The following is a 20390-nucleotide window of genomic DNA, read 5'->3' as shown; positions in this document are numbered from 1 at the left end:
CCGGAGTAACAGGGTTAACGATAGACAGGATGACGGCGGCAGAGCTCCACCACCTGTTCGCGCACGTGGTGCCCGACCCTTTCGCTGTCGCCGTTTTCCAGGGCGTCCAGTACGTCGCACAACCAGCCCGCCAATTGTTCACATTCGATCACGCCGAAACCACGGGTGGTGATGGCTGGGGTACCGATGCGCAGCCCGGAAGTCACGAACGGTGAGCGCGGGTCGTTGGGCACCGAGTTCTTGTTAGCGGTGATGCAGGCATTGCTCAGGGCCGCATCGGCTTCCTTGCCGGTATAGGGCCTGTCGGACAGGTCGATTAGCATCATGTGATTATCGGTGCCACCGGAGACGATCTTGTAACCCCGCTCCTGCAACACGGCCGCCATGGCCCGGGCGTTGATCACCACTTGGGTCTGATAGGTTTTGAACTCTGGCCTCAGTGCTTCCTTGAAAGCGACGGCTTTGGCGGCGATCTGGTGCATCAATGGGCCGCCCTGAACACCCGGGAATACCGCAGAATCGAGTTTTTTGTAGAATGCTTCATCTTGCCCCTTGGACAAAATCAAGCCACCCCGTGGGCCCCGCAGGGTCTTGTGCGTGGTGCTGGTGACCACATGGGCGTGCGGCAATGGGTCCGGGTATTCTCCCGCGGCGACCAACCCTGCGACGTGGGCCATGTCGACCCAGAAAATGGCTCCGACCTTGTCGGCAATCGCCCGCATGCGCGCCCAGTCTTTGTACCGGGAGTAGGCGGAAAAACCACCGATCAGCATCTTCGGCCGGGTTTCCAGGGCGATACGTTCCATCTCGTCGTAGTCGAGAAAGCCCGTCTCCGGGTCAAGGCCATAAGGAACGATCTTGTAATGACGGCCCGAGAAGTTTGAAGGGTTGCCGTGGGTCAGGTGGCCACCTTGGGCCAGGTTCATGCCCATCACCGTATCGCCGGGATTGATCAATGCCAGGAATACCGCGGCGTTCGCCTGTGCACCCGCATGCGGCTGCACGTTGGCGTAGTCGCAGTTGAACAGGGCCTTGACCCGCTCGATGGCCAGGCGCTCGGCCACATCGACATATTCGCAGCCGCTGTAGTAGCGCTTGCCTGGATAGCCTTCGGCGTATTTATTGGTGAGCACGGTGCTCTGGATTTTCATCACCAGAGGGCTGGCGTAATTTTCGGAAGCGATCAGCTCGACGTGGTCTTCCTGACGATGTTCTTCTTTATGAATCGCCTCACACAGCTCGGCGTCGAATGCTTCAAGGGTCAGCGTTGAGTCGTACATATGAAGGGGTCCTTGGTTGGGAAAGTAAGCCGGTTTACAACGGTGCAGAGAGGATCGGATGGCTTCCTGTGTGCTCATCACTTCCCGGACGGGCATCCGCGATCGGCCAGTAGTAGGCATCCGGCATGGCACGTGCGCCGAAGATGGCCTGACCGACACGCACCACGGTCGCCCCTTCTTCAATGGCGATTTCGAAGTCACCAGACATGCCCATGGACAGTTCCTCCAGCCCGACGCCCGCCGGGGCGTGCTGGCGCAAGCGCTCGCGCAGTTCGCGCAGCCGTACAAAGCAAGGGCGGACACGGACCACGTCGGCCGAAAACAGCGCCAGCGTCATCAAACCACGCACCCGTAACGCCGAGAACGCCGGCAGGGCGTACAAAAAGTCCGCGACGGCTTCGGGCGCCAAGCCGTATTTGCTGGCTTCGCCGGAGGTATTGACCTGAACGAACACATCCAGCTGGCGCCCCTCGATGTGCAGGCGACGATCCAGAGCCTCGGCCACTCGCAGGCTGTCCAGCGCCTGAAACTCACTGGCAAAACGCGCCACCTGCCTGGCCTTGTTGGTTTGCAGGTGGCCGATAACCGACCATCGCAGATCGGCCAGATCGGCCATGGCCTGCGATTTGCGCTGCGCTTCCTGCACTTTGTTCTCACCCAGTAGCCGGCAGCCGGCGGCGTAGGCCAGACGCAGATGAGCTTCGTCAAAGGTCTTGCTGACCGGCAGCAGGCGCACACTCGCCGGATCACGTCCGACCCGCTGACAGGCATTGGCGATTCGTTGCTGCACGGCTGCCAGGTTGCGGCGAAAGTCCTCGACGCTGGTGGCCTGTGGGTAACGGCCATGACGCTCGTGAAGGGTGACGGTTTCTTCCAATTGATCGAGCATCAGTGGGTGACTCCTTTGGTCGTCGCAACAGCGTCGGCAGCCGGAATGACCACTGCCTCGCGACGCGGCAAGCGCCCATTGAGTAAGGCGTAGGCCGCCAGACCAATCAGCAATCCCCAAAACGCCCCACCGATCCCCAGCAAGGTGATGTTTGCGGCGCACGCCAGAAAGGTGATCAGCGAGGCTTCGCGGGTTTTGACGTCAGCCATGGCACTGGCCAGGCTGGCGCCGATAGTGCCGAGCAGGGCCAGCCCGGCCAGCGTCGTAATGAAGGTGGGCGGGAACGCCATGAACACTGCGGCGAGGGTCACCCCGAAAACTCCTACGAGGATGTAGAACAATCCCGCGGCAACCCCGGCGACCCAGCGCTTGGACGGATCCTCCGAGGCTTCCTTGCCGGTGCAGATGGCCGCAGTGATCGCCGCGACGTTGAAGGCGTGGGAACCGAAGGGTGCCATCAGCAGTGAGCCCAGCCCCGTGACAGTCAGGATAGGGTTAGCGCTGGTACTGAAACCATCGTTGCGCAGTACCAGCATGCCCGGCATGTACTGGCCGGTGAGGGTGATCAGAAACAGCGGCAGCGCCACACTGAGCAGCGCATTGATCGAAAACTCAGGCTGGGTGAATACCGGAGCCGCGAATTGCAGCGCCAGTCCCGACAGTTCTACACGGCCCTGCGTCAGAAGAAACGCCAACCCCAGCACCAGAATACCCACCACCGCGTAGCGCGCGGTAAAGCGCTTGAGCACAACGTAAGCGGCAATCAGCAACCCGACCAACACCGGGTCAAGACTCATGCCACCAAATGCGCCGATACCGAACGGCAACAAGATGCCGGCCAGCAGACCCGCAGCCACACCCGGCGGAATCAGGCGGATGACTTTTTCGAAGCAGCCGGACAAACCCAGCAGCACGAAGGCGGCGGCTGAAATGATGTACGCACCTACGGCCTGGGCATAGGGCGTAGTCGACAGCGCGACGACCAAAAAGGCCGCGGCGGGTGTCGACCAGGCAGTGATGATCGGCTCACGGCTCACCCAACTGAGAAACAGCCCGGTAATACCCACGCCAATTGACACCGACCATACCCACGACGCTGTCATCTCGGGGCTGAGCCCGGCGACTTTGGCAGCCTGAAAAACCAGGATGAACGTGCCGCCATAGTTGACGATGACTGAAATCAGCCCGGCGACGATCGGATGCAGAAGATCGCGTAAACGCAGGGGCGATGGGGATGCTGAAGAAGACACGATTGCTTTGCTCCTTGCAAAACGAGGTGTTGGCCCGGGCGAGGGGATTTATAGCGCTGAAATGACCGAGCGCAGAGGCAGTGGCGAGGGGCGGATTCTACGGATAGGATGGCCTGCTACTACAGGCCAATTTATTCAATCAGGGCAGACCGCATGGCTAGAACGTTCGAACTGGAAACGCTCAAAATGCGCCTCAGCGATGTCGAGTTTCAGCTGTTGGATCTGCACCAGCGGATTCAACGCGCATTACGTGCATTGATCCTCGAAGGCGCCCTTGACCCAGGCTTGAAGCTGCCTGCGACTCGGGTTTTGGCCAAATCACTGGGGATTGCCCGCGATACCGTTGAGAACGCCTATGTGCAACTGCACCGCGACGGTTTTATCGTGCGGCGCGAGGGGGCTGGCAGTTATGTCTGTGAAACGCTGGGTACCGAATTGCGCGGCGCAGCGCGCCGACGCATCAAGGCGCAAGAGGTCAAAGGCAACCAGGCGGCACCGGGGGCGGGATTGAGCCAGCGCGGGCGGATGATCTTCGACAGTGGCGGTGTGACTGATCAGCAGGTGATCAAGGCATTTGCGACCGGCCTGCCGGAAACCCGCACTTTCCCCACCGATGTCTGGGAGCGTCTGCAACGCCAGGTGATGAAGGACTATCGCGCCAACGTGCTGTTGCACGGCGACCCGCAAGGTGCCGAGCCGCTGCGCAAGGCCATCGCCACCTACTTGAACCTCGAGCGTGGGGCCAAGTGCTCCGCCGACCAGATCCTGGTGCTGAGCAGCACTCGCCAAGCCCTCTTTCTGTGTGCGCAGTTGTTGGTGGACGCCGGCAAACCGATCCTGCTGGAAAACCCGGGTTATTTTGGTGCCAGGAAAGCCTTTGAAACCGCCGAGACCAAGGTTCTGCCCATCGATGTCGATGAACTGGGCATATGCACCGACCTGCTGTACGCCGATCGCAGCGGCGCCAACTGCGTCTATGTCACGCCTTCTCATCAATACCCCACCGGCGCGACCTTGCCGCTGGAACGCCGGCTGGAGCTGATCAACTGGGCCGCAGAGAAGGGCAAGTGGATCCTCGAAGATGACTACGACAGCGAGTTTCATTACGACGGGCAGCCGACCGCCTGTGTGCAGGGCCTCGACAAGTACCAGCGCACTCTCTACCTCGGCACCTTCAGCAAGACCCTCTACCCCGGGTTGCGAATGGGCTACATGGTCTTGCCCCACGAGTTGATCAAAGCCTTCACCTACGCGCGCAGCATGATGGACGGCCATACGCCCCAAATCCTGCAACTGACCCTGGCGCGCTTTATGGAAGACGGCCATTACAACGCCCATGTCCGGGCCATGCGCAAGCTCTATGCCGGGCGCCGAACCATCATGCTCGACGCCATTGGCAAGCATTTGGACGGCATCGTTACCACCTTGCGCCCCCAGGGCGGGTTGCAAATTCCCTGCCTGCTGCATGATGGCTGGTCGGAGGAAAAAACCATCCGCCAGGCAGCCGGCGTGGGCGTGCAGCTTTCCGGCCTCAGCCGGTTGTACGCCGGCGATCAGAAGAAACAAGGTTGGCTATTGGGTTACTCGTCCTTGACCGCTTATGAAATCGAAGCCGCCATGCTGCGCCTGGCCAATGCGCTGAAAACCAGGTAGAGCAGCGTCAAGCGGCCAGTGGCCCAAGGCATAGAGTCAGCATCACCCCTTGGTCAGATCAACCAACGGCGTCTGCCGCACCTCAGTCTCCCGCCCACCCTGAATATCGCTCACCCGCTTCAACGCCTTATCCACAGCCGCCTTATCCGCCAACAAGCTGTAGCTGATCCCGAACTGCTTCTGTTCCTTCGGCCCAATCGTCGGCACCAGGTTCAGAGGCCGCTGATACCGGCGGTTGTAGGAAAAACTTGTCCCCGGCTCCAGCCCCGTGACATAGCCCTGGCCTTGGGTATCGGTGTTTTTCCACAGGGAGAACACGGGCAGTGTTTGAGTATTGAAGCCGACCGAAACCCCCAGGCTGCCGGCCTTGTTATGCAGCACGGTCAACGTATCGCCCTTGGCATCGGCATACGGCACCACGTTGTAAACCGTTTCGTCGTAGTCCTTGGTCGGTGCGCGGTAGGTTTGCCAGTCCGGCAGATCGCCCTTGGCCTTGTCGTTGAACGGCGACACCTGTTTCACCGGTGCAACGAAACGAGCTCCCTGTTCCAGGAATGGGGTGCCGAAGTTGCTGTGATACAGCGCCTGGTATTCCTTCGGATAGTCGCCGTTGTTGGTCAGGGTGTCGTTGAGGGCGAACGCTACGCTGCCGGGTTCGGTGACCAGTTCGGTAGCAACCGAGAAGTCGACTTTCTTGAACGCCTGTTCTTTCAGCTCACCGCGCAGGGTGATGGCGTACGGCGGTTTTTCATCGATGTGCAGAGTGACTTTGTTCGCAGGAATGTTGGCGGCGCGACCGTGCAGGGTCAGCAGCTCACCATTGTCGATGCCGGGGTGGCCGACCCATTCATAGCCGCAGCGGGTGACCAGTTCGTTGAAACCTTCCAGCCAGCCCAGGCCACCGCGGCCGTTGAGTTCGATGAAGGATGGATTGACCACTTCCTTGACCGGCGAATCCCAGCCCATGCGCACATCGCCGACCGAGGCCTGCAGGACGTTCATGCCACGAGTCGGCACCACCGAGAGTTTCATCGTGCCGTTATCGATGTCGACGATGCTGACCCCCTCCTGCCGCCCACCGTGCAAAGTGCGCAGGGTGACGCTGAAGGGTTTGTCGGTTTTCACGCCGAGTTGCTGGCTGGTGATCTGCCAGTTCTGGGCGGCTTTGTCGGTGTCGAGCAAAACATAATCCCAGGCCATGGCTTGGGAAGCAGCGGACAGTGCGCTGAGGGCAACGAAGAGTTTGAGCGGGGTCATGGCAGCAGCCTTTCTTGGAGTTGTGCCAATTTTATAGACTTGAAGAAACGTTTCAGCAAGCATAAAAATCGAGACACTGGTGCTAAATGCCAAGGACGACCACTAGAGAGGAATTGATCCGCAGATTTGGCAAATCGGGAATTGAGTCGATGCCATCGCGAGCCTGCTCGCGATGGCGATTTCGGCAGCGACTCAACGAAACCGGTCAACCTCATGCCGCAAGTCCGCCGCCAGCTTCTCCAGCTCTTTGGCAGTCACAGCCAGGTTGGACACCACTTCCCGCTGCTCACTGTTCGCCAAAGCGATGCTTTGCAGATTGCTGCTGAGCAAGGTCGCGGTGCTGCTTTGTTCCTGGGTCGCGGTAGTGATGGCGGCGAATTGCTGACCGGCCGAACGGCTTTGTTCATCGATCCGTGCCAGCGCCGAAGCGACGTTGGCGTTGCGCGACAGGCCTTCCTGCATCAGCACGTTACCCTGCTCCATGGTGCTGATGGCGTTGCCGGTTTCCTGCTGGATGCTTTGGATCATCCCGGAAATTTCGTCTGTGGCCTGGCGGGTACGTGAGGCCAGGTTGCGCACCTCATCGGCCACCACCGCAAACCCGCGGCCCTGCTCACCGGCGCGGGCGGCTTCAATGGCGGCGTTGAGCGCCAGCAGGTTGGTTTGCTCGGCGATCGAGGTAATCACCCCGACAATGCCGCCGATTTCCTGGGAGCGCTGCCCCAAGGTATTGATCACCGTCGCGGTGCTGTTCAGTGCACCGGCGATTTGCTCCAGGGATGAGGACGCTTCGTCCATCGACGTACGACCGATCTGGGTTTGCTGTGCGTTTTCCTGCGCCAGACGCTGGGTGTTGCCCATGTTGTCGGCGATGTTCAACGAGGTGGCGCTGAATTCTTCTACGGCGCCGGCCATGCTGGTGATTTCGCCGGACTGCTGTTCCATCCCTTCATAAGCGCCACCGGACAAACCGGACAACGCCTGGGCACGGCTGTTGACCTCTCCCGAGGCTTTACGGATGTGCTCGACCATGGTCGACAGAGCCTGGCTCATCTGATTGAAGGCGCGGGCAAGTTGACCGATTTCGTCATTGCTCGACACGTTCAGGCGCACACTCAAATCACCGGCACCCAAGGCTTCGGCCTGACGCACCAGATCACCCAGTGGCGCCAGTTTGCTGCGCAGCAACCAGACCGCCGAGCCGACTGCCAGCAACATCGCCAGCAGGCTGCCGATCGCCAATTGAATACCGACGCTCCAGGTCACCGCGCGGATTTCGGTTTTCGGCATGCTCGCCACCACCGACCACGGCCCGCCTTCGAACGGCACGGCAACACTGTAAAAATTTTGCGACGTGTCGTTCCAGAAGTCGCCTTTGCCCGGTGTCTTGGCCAGACCGACGATGCTCGGGACCGCCTGATCCAGCGCTTGCACACCGGCAATCGGCACCAGCCATTTGCCTTGTTCATCCAGCAACGCCAGGGAGCCGGTCTGGCCGATGCGGAAGCGTTTGAGGTTGGCGAACTGCGCATTCTGCGCGTCGGTGTAATCGAATCCTACGTACAGCACGGCAATGATCTTGCCGCTGCTGTCGCGTACGGGGGTGTACTGCGACATGTAGAAGCGTTCGAAAAGCAACGCTCGCCCCACATAACTCTGCCCCGCCATCAAACGGGCGTAAGCCGGGTTCGCGTGGTCGAGCAGCGTGCCAATGGCACGGCTGCCGTCTTGTTTGGTGACATTCGTGCTGACCCGAATGAACTCCTCACCACTGCGCACGAATACGGTCGCGACGCCTGCGGTCATCTGCTTGAACTCGTCGACTTCCGCGAAGTTGTTGTTCAACACTTCACTGCCCAAGTGCAGGCCCGGGGTCTGCACGCCCGCCACGGTCACCGGCTCATCCGGATGCACGCTCAAACCGGCGCTGAAGCGCTTCTCGAACAGGCCGGCCAGGCGCTGGGTGCTTTCACGCAAAGTGCCGTGAAAGGTGCTCAACTGATCGGCAAGCAAGCGGGCCTCACTGGCCAGATGCTCTTCGCGGGTGGCGAGGTTCGCGGTGTCCAGCGAGCGCAGGGCGAACACGGTACTGCCACTGATGACAATCGCCAGAATCACGGCAAGCGCAAGACCCAGCTGTGAGGCAATCCGAGCACGAGGTTGAGACATGACAGCTCCTGACCCAGTGGCCGGATCATTCTGATCCCTTCGCACACTCGGCAAAATTTCTGATGGTGGGGAAAACATGGAACCTGCACGAAGGTCCTATCAGCAGATTTTCGGCGGCAAAGCTGAATACTTGAGTAATTAACGGGGATATGGCTCAAGGCCGCCATTGCGGCGGCTCCATCGATTCAGCCCAGACGTTCGACATCCGGTAATTCCATGGCCCGGACCTCGCCTTGCAGGAAATCGCTGAGGCGACGCAAACGCTCACCGCCGGGGCGGGTTTTCGGCCAGACCAGGTAATAATTCTCACCACTGGCGACGGCCGTCGGCCACGGCAGACTCAGACGTCCCTGCGCAACATCCTCCGCCACCATCAACAAATCGCCCATGGACACGCCGTAACCTCGGGCGGCGGCGATCATGCCCAACTCCAGTGTATCGAACACCTGCCCACCCTTGAGCGAGACTTGATCGGTCAGGCCCATGCGCTCCAGCCAGTTGCGCCAGTCACGGCGGTCTGGCGTCGGGTGCAGCAACTCGGTACTGGCCAGGCGCGCAACGTCCCACGGTTGATCCTTCAGAAGATTCGGCGCGCCCACCGGAATCAGCTCTTCGGGGAACAGGAAAGTCGCCTCCCAGTCCGGTGGAAAATGCCCGTTGCTGAGAATGACGGCGCAGTCGAAGGGTTCATGGTTGAAGTCCACCGTATCGATGTCCATCCAGGCGCTGGTCAATTGCACCTCGTTCCCCGGTCGCAGGTGCCGAAAACGACTGAGCCGCGCCAACAGCCAGCGCATGGTCAGGGTCGATGGGGCTTTCATGCGCAAGATGTCGTCTTCGGCACGCAAGGTATTGCAGGCCCGCTCGAGGGCGGTGAAGCCTTCGCGAATGCCGGGCAGGATCAGCCGCGCCGATTCGGTCAGTTGCAGGTTGCGCCCGCTGCGATGAAACAGCCGACAGGCGAAATGCTCTTCGAGCGTACGAATGTGCCGACTGACCGCACTTTGCGTGATCGACAGTTCTTCGGCCGCGCGGGTAAACGAGCTATGCCGCGCCGCCGCTTCGAATGCTCGAAGGGCATACAAGGGAGGAAGACGACGGGACATCAGGATGGCTCCTATAGCGCGATGGAACCAACTTATCAGAAACTCCCCAGCATGAGTTTTAATCATGCCACCCATCCTTTTTATCCCTTTGTGAAAACCCCGCAGAGCGCCGAGAATCGACGCTTCCTGTTCTCTCTGACAATCGAGCGTGATGATCATGCAGCATCCAGCGCGTAGTGAACTCTGGGCCATCCTGCGGCTGGCGGGGCCGTTGATTGCCTCGCAGTTGGCGCACATGTTGATGGTCCTCACCGACACGTTGATGATGGCGCGCCTGAGCCCCGAAGCACTGGCCGGCGGCGGTCTGGGCGCGGCGACGTATTCGTTCGTGTCGATTTTCTGCATCGGCGTGATCGCCGCCGTCGGCACCCTGGTCGCGATCCGTCAGGGCGCGGGTGACATCATCGGCGCAGCGCGGCTGACCCAGGCCGGGTTGTGGCTGGCCTGGTTAATGGCACTGGTGGCGGGTTTGCTGCTGTGGAATCTCAAACCGGTGTTGCTGCTGTTCGGCCAGACCGAAACCAACGTCCAGGCTGCCGGCCAGTTTCTGTTGATCCTGCCGTTCGCCCTGCCCGGCTACCTGAGCTTCATGGCGCTGCGTGGTTTCACCAGCGCCATCGGCCGGGCGACACCAGTGATGGTCATCAGCCTCGCCGGCACCGTGGCCAATTTCCTGCTCAACTATGCGTTGATCACCGGCATGTTCGGCCTGCCGAAAATGGGTCTGGTGGGCATCGGTCTGGTCACGGCGATCGTCGCCAACCTGATGGCGCTGGCGCTGGCGCTGCATATTCGTCGGCATCCGGCCTACGACGCGTATCCATTGCGCCAGGGTCTGTCGCGGCCCAACCGTCAGTACTTAAAGGAATTGTGGCGCCTGGGCCTGCCGATTGGCGGCACCTATGCGGTGGAGGTCGGCCTCTTTGCCTTCGCTGCGCTGTGCATGGGCACCATGGGCAGTACGCAACTGGCGGCGCATCAGATCGCCCTGCAAATCGTCTCGGTGGCGTTCATGATTCCGGCGGGGCTTTCCTACGCGATCACCATGCGCATCGGCCAGCATTACGGCGCCGGGCAATTGCTTGATGCGCGGCTGGCCGGACGGGTCGGGATCGCCTTTGGTGCGGCGGCAATGCTGGGTTTTGCGATGGTCTTCTGGTTGCTGCCGCATCAGTTGATCGGCTTGTTCCTGGACCACAACGACCCGGCGTTCCGCGAAGTCATCAACCTGGCCGTAAGCCTGTTGGCGGTGGCGGCATGGTTCGAGCTGTTCGACGGCACACAAACCATCGCCATGGGCTGCATCCGCGGGCTCAAGGATGCCAAGACCACGTTCCTGGTGGGTTTGGGTTGCTATTGGCTGATCGGCGCACCGGCCGCCTGGTGGATGGCCTTCCATTTGAATTGGGGGCCAACGGGGGTCTGGTGGGGTCTGGCGCTGGGGCTGGCGTGTGCGGCGGTGAGCCTGACGCTGGCGTTTGAGTGGAAGATGAAGCGGATGATTCGGCGTGAGCCGGCGTCGCAGGGCGATTTCCAGATAGCTCAGCCTGACTGAAAATCCTGTGGGAGCGGGCTTGCCCGCGATAACGGCGGCACATTCAACATAGATGTGACTGATAAACCGCTATCGCGGGCAAGCCCGCTCCCACAGGGGTTGGAGCTAGCTCACGATTTCCATCATCGGCTGCTGACTGCTGCCAAAGGTCAAATACTCAACCAGTTCCGCCAACGGCAACGGCTTGCTGATCAGGTACCCCTGCACTTGATCGCAACCAAAGCCGCGCAACAAATCCAGTTGTTCCGGTGTTTCCACGCCTTCGGCGACCACTTCGAGGTTGAGGTTGTGTGCCAGATTGATCATCGCGTGCACCAGTTTGCGATTCTCTTCGCGCTCTTCCATGCCGCCGACAAAGCTCTTGTCGACCTTCAACAATGCAATCGGCAGGCTGTTGAGGTGCACGAACGAAGAGAATCCGGTGCCGAAATCATCCAGCGAGAAGCGCACGCCCAAACGCCCGAGGGCATCCATGGTCTGCTTGACCAGATCGCTGCGACGCATCACCGCGGTTTCGGTCAGTTCGAATTCCAGCCATTGCGCCTCGACGCCTCGCTCGGCAATCAGCCGGCTCAGGGTCGTCAGCAATTGGCTGTCCTGAAACTGCCGGAACGACAGGTTGATTGCCATGTGCAGCGCCGGCAAACCTCGTTCGCGCAACGCCTGCATGTCTCGCAGGGCCCGGGAAATCACCCAGTAACCCAGCGGCACGATCAAGCCGCTTTGCTCGGCCAATGGCACGAATTCGCTGGGGGGCAGCAAGCCACGTTCGCCATGACGCCAGCGCACCAATGCTTCGAGGCCGACGATCTGGCCGTCTTCAAGGTTCAGGCGTGGCTGGTAATGCAGCTCCAGTTCATCGCGGCGCAAGGCCCGGCGCAGTTCGCTTTCGAGGTCGGCGATGCTGCGGGCATTGCGATTGATCCGTTCGTTGAAGACGTGAAAGGTGCAGCCCTGAGTGCTCTTGGCCTGCTGCATGGCAATGTGCGCGTGCCACATCAACGGGTCGGCGCCGGCCTGCGCTCGTGCGTGGGCGATACCGAGACTGGAACCGATCAACAGGCTTTCGCCATCGATCCAATAGGGTTCGGACAGGGCTTCGGTAATGCGTTCGGCCATCCATTCGGCGCGCTGAGGGGCGCGGCGGGTGTCGATCAGCAGGGCAAATTCATCGCTACCCAGCCGCGCCAGTTGATCGCTGGCCTCCAGTTGGCTTTTCAGCCGCGAGACCACTTGCAGGATCAGCCGATCGCCAGCCTGATGGCCGAGCGCGTCGTTGGCGTGTCGAAAATTGTCGAGGTCGAGGTGGCCGAGGGCCAGGCCCCGACCATCGTTGTCGGCCAGGCGCGCCGCCAGCAAGGTCTGGAAACCCTGACGGTTGGCGATACCGGTCAACGGGTCCTGCTCGGCCAGGCGCTGCAAGGTGTTTTCCAGCACGCCGCGCTCACGCACATGACGCAGGCAGCGGCGCAACATGCCGGGGTCCAGCAGATTGCGCACCAGCCAGTCGCTCACACCGTCGGGCGGCGCCAGCGGCTCGTGTTCGAGCAGCAACACCGTCGGCAAGTTGCAACGGCCGGGTGCTGGCTGCAGAGCGGGAATCGTCAACAACACCGCGCTGCGGTTGTCATCGAACAGGCTACTGACCGACTCCCAGCTCGGCGCGCTGAGCAGCACAGCCGAACTCCCCATCGGAGCCAGACACTCGCGCAACAACGCTGCCCACGCTGGCTCTTCGGCCAGTAGCAGCAAACGCAAGGGTTCGACAGGCGTAGACAAGCTAGCTCCTAGACTCTGCAAAGATGTAGGCGGCGGGCATTATGCCGCGCGGGTAACCAATGACCAAATGACATCGGTTATCAAACACGGCTTTTGCGTCTTGAATACGAACATTAGACGCAAATTCACTACGCATCCTGCGTGAAAGTATCAAAACCGGCAATTAGAGATCGCGTGTTACGTCACAAGTCGGAGAGAGCAGCACAATTCGCTGAGCCTGTTAAAATGCCGGCCCATTTCGCTAATGACTCCCTGATTTCGTATGTCCCGACTCAATCCCCGGCAGCAAGAAGCCGTGAGCTACGTCGGCGGCCCTCTTTTGGTGCTCGCCGGCGCAGGTTCCGGCAAGACCAGCGTGATCACCCGCAAAATTGCGCACCTGATCCAGAACTGTGGCATCCGCGCCCAATACATTGTCGCCATGACCTTCACCAACAAGGCCGCGCGCGAGATGAAAGAACGGGTCGGCACGCTGCTCAAGGGCGGCGAAGGCCGCGGCCTGACGGTCTGCACCTTCCACAATCTGGGCCTGAACATCATCCGCAAGGAACATGTGCGGCTGGGCTACAAACCGGGATTCTCGATCTTCGACGAGACCGACGTCAAAGCCCTGATGACCGACATCATGCAGAAGGAATACTCGGGCGACGACGGCGTCGACGAGATCAAGAACATGATCGGTTCGTGGAAAAACGACCTGATCCTGCCGCCCGAAGCCCTGGAAAACGCGCGCAACCCCAAAGAACAGACCGCCGCCATCGTCTACACCCACTACCAGCGCACGCTCAAGGCGTTCAACGCGGTGGACTTCGATGACCTGATCCTGCTGCCGGTAAAACTGTTCCAGGAACACGACGACATCCTGGAAAAATGGCAGAACAAGGTCCGCTACCTGCTGGTGGACGAATACCAGGACACTAACGCCAGCCAGTATTTGCTGGTGAAACTGCTGATCGGCAAACGCAACCAGTTCACCGTGGTGGGCGATGACGACCAGTCGATCTACGCCTGGCGCGGCGCCCGTCCGGAAAACCTGATGCTGCTCAAGGACGACTACCCGTCCCTGAAAGTGGTCATGCTCGAGCAAAACTACCGCTCCACCAGCCGCATCCTGCGCTGCGCCAACGTGCTGATCTCGAACAACCCGCACGAGTTCGAAAAGCAGTTGTGGAGTGAGATGGGCCACGGCGACGAAATCCGTGTGATCCGTTGCCGTAACGAAGACGCCGAAGCCGAGCGCGTGGCCGTGGAACTGCTGACCCTGCATCTGCGCACGGATCGGCCCTACAGCGATTTTGCGATCCTGTATCGCGGCAACTACCAGGCCAAGCTGATCGAGCTGAAGCTGCAGCACCACCAGATTCCGTATCGCCTGTCTGGCGGCAACAGCTTTTTCGGACGTCAGGAAGTGAAAGACCTGATGGCCTACTTCCGCCTGATCGTGAACCCGGACGATGACAACGCCTTCCTGCGGGTGATCAACGTCCCACGCCGGGAGATCGGTTCGACCACGCTGGAGAAGCTGGGCAACTACGCCACCGAGCGAAAAATATCGATGTACGCCGCCACCGACGAAATCGGTTTGGGCGAGCATCTGGACACGCGCTTCACCGATCGCCTGTCGCGCTTCAAGCGCTTCATGGACAAGGTCCGCGAGCAGTGCGCCGGCGAGGACCCGATCTCCGCCCTGCGCAGCATGGTCATGGACATCGACTACGAGAACTGGCTGCGCACCAACAGCTCCAGCGACAAGGCCGCCGATTACCGCATGGGTAACGTCTGGTTCCTGATCGAAGCGCTGAAAAACACCCTGGAGAAAGACGAAGAAGGCGAAATGACCGTTGAAGACGCCATCGGCAAACTCGTCCTGCGCGACATGCTCGAGCGTCAGCAGGAAGAGGAAGACGGCGCCGAAGGCGTGCAGATGATGACCTTGCATGCCTCAAAGGGTCTGGAATTTCCTTACGTGTTCATCATGGGCATGGAAGAGGAAATCCTCCCGCACCGCTCCAGCATCGAAGCCGACACCATCGAAGAGGAACGCCGCCTGGCCTACGTCGGGATTACCCGAGCGCGTCAGACGTTGGCGTTCACCTTTGCTGCCAAGCGTAAGCAATACGGCGAGATCATCGACTGCGCGCCCAGCCGCTTCCTCGATGAACTGCCGCCGGACGACCTGGCTTGGGAAGGCAACGACGACACCCCGACCGAAGTCAAAGCGGTGCGCGGTAATACCGCATTGGCGGATATACGCGCGATGTTAAAGCGCTAGAATTGAGCACTTTTTAACCGCACACTTTTTACACGCCAGGCGCACATGGCGTCAGTAGAGGAAAGCTTCATGGAAGCACTGCACAAGAAAATTCGCGAAGAAGGCATCGTGCTTTCCGACCAGGTCCTGAAAGTCGACGCCTTTCTGAACCACCAGATCGACCCGGCCCTGATGAAGCTGATCGGCGACGAATTCGCCACGCTGTTCAAGGACTCGGGCATCACCAAGATCGTCACCATCGAAGCCTCGGGCATTGCCCCGGCAATCATGACCGGCCTGAACCTTGGCGTACCGGTGATTTTCGCCCGCAAGCATCAGTCCCTGACCCTGACTGAAAACCTGCTGTCGGCGACCGTCTACTCGTTCACCAAACAAACCGAAAGCACCGTGGCGATCTCCCCGCGCCACCTGACCAGCAGCGACCGCGTGCTGATCATCGACGACTTCCTGGCCAACGGTAAGGCCTCGCAAGCGCTGATCTCGATCATCAAACAGGCCGGCGCGACCGTGGCCGGTTTGGGTATCGTGATCGAGAAGTCGTTCCAGGGTGGTCGTGCGGAACTGGATGCCCAGGGTTATCGCGTTGAATCGTTGGCGCGGGTGCAGTCGCTGAAGGATGGCGTTGTAACCTTCATCGAATAAACCCGCTGCATCACCGAACCTGTGGGAGCGGGCTTGCCCGCGATGAGGTCATAACATTCAACATTGATGTTGGCTGTTCCACCACCATCGTGGGCAAGCCCGCTCCCACAGGTTTTTTGTGGTGGCCGTTATTACGCGGTCGCCTTCAGGCCGGTCAGCAACAACCGCTGAAACAAATCCTCTTTCAACCCCTCCGGCTTCGTCAGCAGCATCCTTTCCAGATGCACCGGAAACTCCGAAGCCGCTGGCGCATCCAGCGCAGCCTTACCCAATTCCAGAATCTCGGTGAGCTTGAACTTGCTCTTCAACCAGTTCAGCGCCCGCAATAGGTCCCGTTCCTCAGCGGTGAAATCACAGCCCAGCGGATACTCCGGAAACAGATTCGAATGCCGAGCCTGAATGGCCTGCAGCCACTGTGGGCTGTTGTCGGCGAAACGCGGATCGAGGCGAAAATGCTTCGGCAATTTGCCAACGCTCTGCGCCTGCTCGATCAGCCCCGACTGGAAGCGTGAGTCGCTGATGTTCAGCAATGCTTCGATCACTGCCGCGTCGGTCTTGCCCCGCAGGTCGGCGATGCCGTACTCGGTGACAACGATGTCCCGCAAATGCCGCGGGATCGTGCAATGGCCGTACTCCCAGACGATGTTCGAACTGACTTCACCGCCCGACTCGCGCCAACTGCGCAGCAGCAGGATCGAACGCGCGCCTTCCAGCGCATGGCCCTGGACGACGAAGTTGTATTGCCCGCCGACACCGCTCAGCACCCGCCCGTCTTCGAGTTGATCGGCCACGCCGGCGCCGAGCAAGGTCATGGTGAAGACAGTGTTGATGAAGCGCGCATCAAGGCGCTGCAAGCGTTTGAGTTCTTCCTGACCGTAGAGCTCGTTGATGTAGCTGATGCGGGTCATGTTGAATTCGAGCCGCTTAGCCTGCGGCAACTCGCGCAAGCGCTCGTAGAAACTGCGCGGCCCGAGGAAAAACCCGCCATGCACCGAGATGCCGTCAGTTTGCGCGGCCTCGTCCAGCGTCCCGGCATTCGCCTGCTGCTGGGTCGGCACGTCCGGGTAGACCTTGCGCCGCACGATCCCGGCATCCGCCAACACCAGCAAGCCGTTGACGAACATTTCGCTGCAACCATAAAGGCCCTTGGCGAACGGTTCGATACCCCCTTCGCGCTCAATCAACTGCGCCCATTGGCTGAGATTCAGATCCGCCAGCAACGCCTTGTAACCGTCACTGTCAGCCTGCCGCGCCAGCAACGCTGCCGTCAGGGCATCACCCATGGCGCCGATGCCGATCTGCAAGGTGCCGCCGTCGCGCACCAGCGTGCTGGCGTGCAGACCGATGAAATGATCCTGAAAACCCACCGGCATGTTCGGCGTGGAAAACAGCGTGGTGTTGTCCTTCGCGTCGATCAGCAGGTCGAAGGTGTCGATGCCGATTTCCGCATCGCCGGGCATATACGGCAAATCGTTGTGTACCTGCCCCACCATCAGGATCGTTTCCCCCGCCGCCCGGCGCTTGGCAATCATCGGCAACAGATCGAGGGTGATGTCCGGGTTGCAGCTCAGGCTCAGGCGATCGGGATGCTCGCTGTGGCTGGCGACCAGTTGCGCGATCAGGTTCAAGCCGGCGGCATTGATGTCCCGGGCGGCGTGGCTGTAATTGCTACTGACGTAATCCTGCTGGGCCGGTGCGCTGTTAAGCAGGCTGCCCGGTTGCATGAAAAACTGATGGACGTGAATGTTGGCCGGCAGGCTGTCGCGATGCAAATCGGCGAGGAAATCCAGCTCCGGATAATCGCCGAACACTCGCTCGATGAAGGGTTCAAGGAAGCGCTTTTGCAAGCCATCGCCCAATGGCGGGCGTCCGAGGCACAGGGCGGTGTAAATCGTCAGTTGCCGCTCGGGCAGTTGCGCGATCCGTTGATACAGCGCGTTGACGAAGTGATTGGGCTTGCCCAGCCCCAGCGGCAATCCCATGTGGATATGCGCCGGCAACCGCGCCAGGACGTCATCGACCGCCTGTTCGATAGAACACAACTGCACCATCTGATCCTCCCGCCGTTCCATGAGTTGGGGTTGGACCGAGCTTGCCGGGTCTTTGCTGCAAAGCATAGCCTCAGCGAAAAATCGCACGCACAAAAAAGCCGCTCGAAAGCGGCTTTTCGTTGAAGACCGGGCTTACTTCAGGCCGGACATCTTTTGAATGGCGCCCTTGAGATCGCCATCAGAGCAATCGGCGCAGGTGCCTTTTGGTGGCATCGCGTTGACGCCGGAGATTGCTTTCGCCAGCAAGCCGTCGAGGCCACCTTCTTTCTTGGCGCGCTCGCCCCAGGCTGCAGCATCACCGATTTTCGGCGCGCCCAACAGGCCGCTGCCGTGGCATGCGTTGCAATGTTTTGCAATCACTGAGTCAGGGGTTTTGGCATCACCACCACCCGCAGAAGCAGCGACTTCCATCCCCTTGCACTCTTTGCCCTGCACACAAACCTGGCCAACGGGTTCAAGACGTTTAGCAATATCGTCGTTGGTCGCAGCTTGTGCGCTGACTGCCCAAAGGGCCAATACGGTTGCTGGTGCGGCCAGCATTTTCATAATTAGGTTCACGCGTACACCCTCAATGGTGGCTAGTCACGCCCACGGCCACGGTTCGCAGGCGGGCGCAAGTATAGCGGTAAGCCCGTCACACTGAAACAACCCCAAAGTCGAAGGGGTCTTATCGTGGGAAGGAAATACAGCAGGGGCGTCTGCGCAATCCGGGCAGGACGCCTCTTCTCTTAGAAATTCGCTGGAGTGGCTGCGCTGATTAGTCGCGCCGGAGCATCGAACGGATTACGGAAACGGTGTGGCTTGGTACTTTCAAAGTAGTAGCTGTCGCCGGCTTCGAGCACAAATGTTTCGAGCCCGACCACCAGTTCCAGCCGACCTTCCACCAGAATCCCGGTTTCCTCGCCCTCATGGGTGAGCATCTCCTCACCGGTGTCGGCGCCTGGCGGGTAGATTTCATTGAGGAACGCGATAGCCCGGCTCGGGTGAGCCCGACCGACCAGTTTCATGGTCACTGCCCCATCGGAAATATCGATCAGCTCGTGGGCCTTGTAGACGATCTGAGTCGGGATTTCCTGCAGGATTTCTTCGGAAAAGAACTCGACCATGGACATGGGAATCCCGCCCAGTACCTTCCTCAGCGAACTGATCGAGGGGCTGACGCTGTTCTTCTCGATCATCGAAATGGTGCTGTTGGTAACACCCGCGCGTTTGGCGAGCTCACGCTGGGAAAGACCTTTGAGCTTACGGATCGATTGCAGTCGTTCACCGACGTCCAATGCTGGAGCCTCCAGGGATTCAGGTTGTAGAAATATTGAGCGTTATCATGGCGACAGCGTTCAGTATTTACAACACTTGGGCCTGAATCCTGTTTGGCGAAGCGACTTTCGGTCGGGAACGTTTTTCGTCAGGCCCCGGAATAGAGCAGCGGCACTCGACGCAGGTTGCAGAAGATCTGGTAAGGAATCGTGCCCGCGGCCGTCGCGACGTCACTGGCGAGGATATTTTTGCCCCACAACTCGACGGTCGAACCAAGGCCGGCTTGCGGCACGTCGGTCAGGTCGATGCAGAGCATGTCCATCGACACGCGGCCAATCAACTGGCTGCGCTGCCCGGCGACCATCACCGGCGTACCGGTCGGAGCCTGACGTGGATAACCGTCGGCATACCCCATCGCCACCACGCCAACGCGCATTGGCTTGGGGGTGACGAATTTCGCGCCGTAACCAATCGGCTCGCCAGCCGGCAGTTCACGCACGCAAATCACTTTCGATTCCAGGGTCATCACCGGTTGCAAGCGAGACGCCACGGCATTGGCCTCTTCGAACGGTGTCGCGCCATAGAGCATGATGCCCGGGCGCACCCAATCGCTCGGAATCTGCGGCCAACCGAGCACCGCCGGCGAATTACGCAGGCTGATTTCGGCCGACAACCCCTGACGCGCCGCCTCGAACACCGCGACCTGCTCGGCGCTGGTCTGGCAGTGCAGCTCATCGGCGCGAGCGAAGTGACTCATCAGCACGATCTTCGCCACTTTGCCGCTGGCCAGCAGCCGTTGATAGGCCGCCTGGTAATCCGCCGGGTGCAAGCCAACCCGATGCATGCCCGAGTCGAGCTTGAGCCATACCGTGATCGGTTTGCTCAGCGCGGCTTTTTCGATGGCCTCGAGCTGCCACAGTGAATGCACCACGCACCAGAAGTCATGCTCGACGATCAGCGACAGCTCATCGGCTTCGAAAAAACCTTCCAGCAGCAAAACTGGCGCACGAATGCCGGCGACGCGCAGTTCCAGCGCTTCTTCGATGCAGGCCACGGCAAACCCGTCCGCCTCGGCTTCCAGCGCCTGGGCGCAGCGTACCGCGCCATGGCCATAGGCATCGGCCTTGATCACCGCGAGGGCTTTAGCCCCCGTGACTTCACGGGCGATCCGGTAGTTGTGGCGCAGGGCTTGAAGGTCGATCAGGGCACGGGCTGGACGCATGGCGGCAG

15 protein-coding genes are annotated in these 20390 nt (G+C 60.2%); 4 read left to right on the top strand and 11 right to left on the bottom strand.

From position 1 onward, the window contains the following. Positions 1-14: 14 nt before the first annotated feature. From glyA to AB7M26_RS06430, 3 genes are read right to left on the bottom strand one after another with little or no spacing between them, the layout of a single operon-like run. On the bottom strand, positions 15-1280 hold the full coding sequence (gene glyA, locus AB7M26_RS06440; protein WP_123499506.1) for a serine hydroxymethyltransferase: 1266 nt from the start codon (positions 1278-1280) through the stop codon (positions 15-17). A 34-nt stretch (positions 1281-1314) separates the two neighbouring features. Beyond that, positions 1315-2169: a YggS family pyridoxal phosphate-dependent enzyme gene (locus AB7M26_RS06435; RefSeq protein ID WP_123499504.1), complete on the bottom strand. Its 855-nt coding sequence runs from the start codon at positions 2167-2169 to the stop codon at positions 1315-1317. After that, on the bottom strand, positions 2169-3419 hold the full coding sequence (locus AB7M26_RS06430; protein WP_123499501.1) for a benzoate/H(+) symporter BenE family transporter: 1251 nt from the start codon (positions 3417-3419) through the stop codon (positions 2169-2171). The genes AB7M26_RS06435 and AB7M26_RS06430 overlap by 1 nt, the downstream gene beginning before the upstream one ends. Positions 3420-3572: 153 nt before the next feature. Here AB7M26_RS06430 and pdxR point away from each other — a divergent pair, with 153 nt between their 5' ends. Then, a complete protein-coding gene (pdxR, locus tag AB7M26_RS06425; protein ID WP_123499499.1) occupies positions 3573-5072 on the top strand; it encodes a MocR-like pyridoxine biosynthesis transcription factor PdxR in 1500 nt (499 codons plus the stop codon). Between the two features lie 42 nt (positions 5073-5114). Here the strand turns inward: pdxR and AB7M26_RS06420 are convergent, their stop codons facing one another. The 3 genes from AB7M26_RS06420 to AB7M26_RS06410 all read right to left on the bottom strand — a co-directional run bounded on the left by AB7M26_RS06420 (position 5115) and on the right by AB7M26_RS06410 (position 9604). Further along, on the bottom strand, positions 5115-6329 hold the full coding sequence (locus AB7M26_RS06420) for an aldose 1-epimerase family protein (protein WP_123499497.1): 1215 nt from the start codon (positions 6327-6329) through the stop codon (positions 5115-5117). A gap of 192 nt (positions 6330-6521) precedes the next feature. Further along, a complete protein-coding gene (locus tag AB7M26_RS06415; RefSeq protein ID WP_429388384.1) occupies positions 6522-8498 on the bottom strand; it encodes a methyl-accepting chemotaxis protein in 1977 nt (658 codons plus the stop codon). 185 nt (positions 8499-8683) lie between these two features. Continuing rightward, a complete protein-coding gene (locus AB7M26_RS06410; protein ID WP_007894759.1) occupies positions 8684-9604 on the bottom strand; it encodes a LysR substrate-binding domain-containing protein in 921 nt (306 codons plus the stop codon). A gap of 157 nt (positions 9605-9761) precedes the next feature. Between AB7M26_RS06410 and AB7M26_RS06405 the strand changes: the two genes are divergently transcribed. Further along, positions 9762-11159 carry a NorM family multidrug efflux MATE transporter gene (locus tag AB7M26_RS06405; RefSeq protein ID WP_123499522.1) on the top strand — a complete coding sequence of 466 codons (1398 nt, stop codon included), beginning with the start codon at positions 9762-9764 and terminating at the stop codon, positions 11157-11159. Positions 11160-11264: 105 nt separating this feature from the next. On the opposite strand, the gene AB7M26_RS06400 is transcribed toward AB7M26_RS06405, so the two are convergent. After that, entirely contained in the window at positions 11265-12938 is a 1674-nt protein-coding gene (locus AB7M26_RS06400; protein WP_123499491.1) for a putative bifunctional diguanylate cyclase/phosphodiesterase, read from the bottom strand. Between the two features lie 262 nt (positions 12939-13200). Here AB7M26_RS06400 and rep point away from each other — a divergent pair, with 262 nt between their 5' ends. Both rep and AB7M26_RS06390 read left to right on the top strand, forming a co-directional pair. Continuing rightward, positions 13201-15210 carry a DNA helicase Rep gene (gene rep / locus AB7M26_RS06395; protein ID WP_123499489.1) on the top strand — a complete coding sequence of 670 codons (2010 nt, stop codon included), beginning with the start codon at positions 13201-13203 and terminating at the stop codon, positions 15208-15210. 69 nt (positions 15211-15279) lie between these two features. Next, positions 15280-15852 carry a xanthine phosphoribosyltransferase gene (locus tag AB7M26_RS06390; protein WP_007934646.1) on the top strand — a complete coding sequence of 191 codons (573 nt, stop codon included), beginning with the start codon at positions 15280-15282 and terminating at the stop codon, positions 15850-15852. A gap of 131 nt (positions 15853-15983) precedes the next feature. Here AB7M26_RS06390 and AB7M26_RS06385 read toward each other — a convergent pair whose 3' ends face one another. The 4 genes from AB7M26_RS06385 to alr form a co-directional block, all read right to left on the bottom strand. Next, complete coding sequence (locus AB7M26_RS06385; RefSeq protein WP_123499487.1) at positions 15984-17903, bottom strand: acetyl-CoA hydrolase/transferase C-terminal domain-containing protein; 1920 nt, start codon at positions 17901-17903, stop codon at positions 15984-15986. Between the two features lie 132 nt (positions 17904-18035). Then, positions 18036-18449 (bottom strand): c-type cytochrome, encoded by a 414-nt coding sequence (locus AB7M26_RS06380; protein ID WP_123499485.1) that lies wholly within the window; start codon positions 18447-18449, stop codon positions 18036-18038. Between the two features lie 182 nt (positions 18450-18631). Beyond that, positions 18632-19180: a cupin domain-containing protein gene (locus AB7M26_RS06375; RefSeq protein WP_008073360.1), complete on the bottom strand. Its 549-nt coding sequence runs from the start codon at positions 19178-19180 to the stop codon at positions 18632-18634. Between the two features lie 128 nt (positions 19181-19308). Further along, positions 19309-20382 (bottom strand): alanine racemase, encoded by a 1074-nt coding sequence (gene alr, locus AB7M26_RS06370; protein ID WP_123499483.1) that lies wholly within the window; start codon positions 20380-20382, stop codon positions 19309-19311. Between the last annotated feature and the right edge of the window lie 8 nt (positions 20383-20390).

This window comes from Pseudomonas sp. F-14 TE3482, from assembly GCF_053629455.1.
Note: the sequence above shows the minus strand (reverse complement) of the source record. Positions and strands in the feature narration are given on the sequence as shown.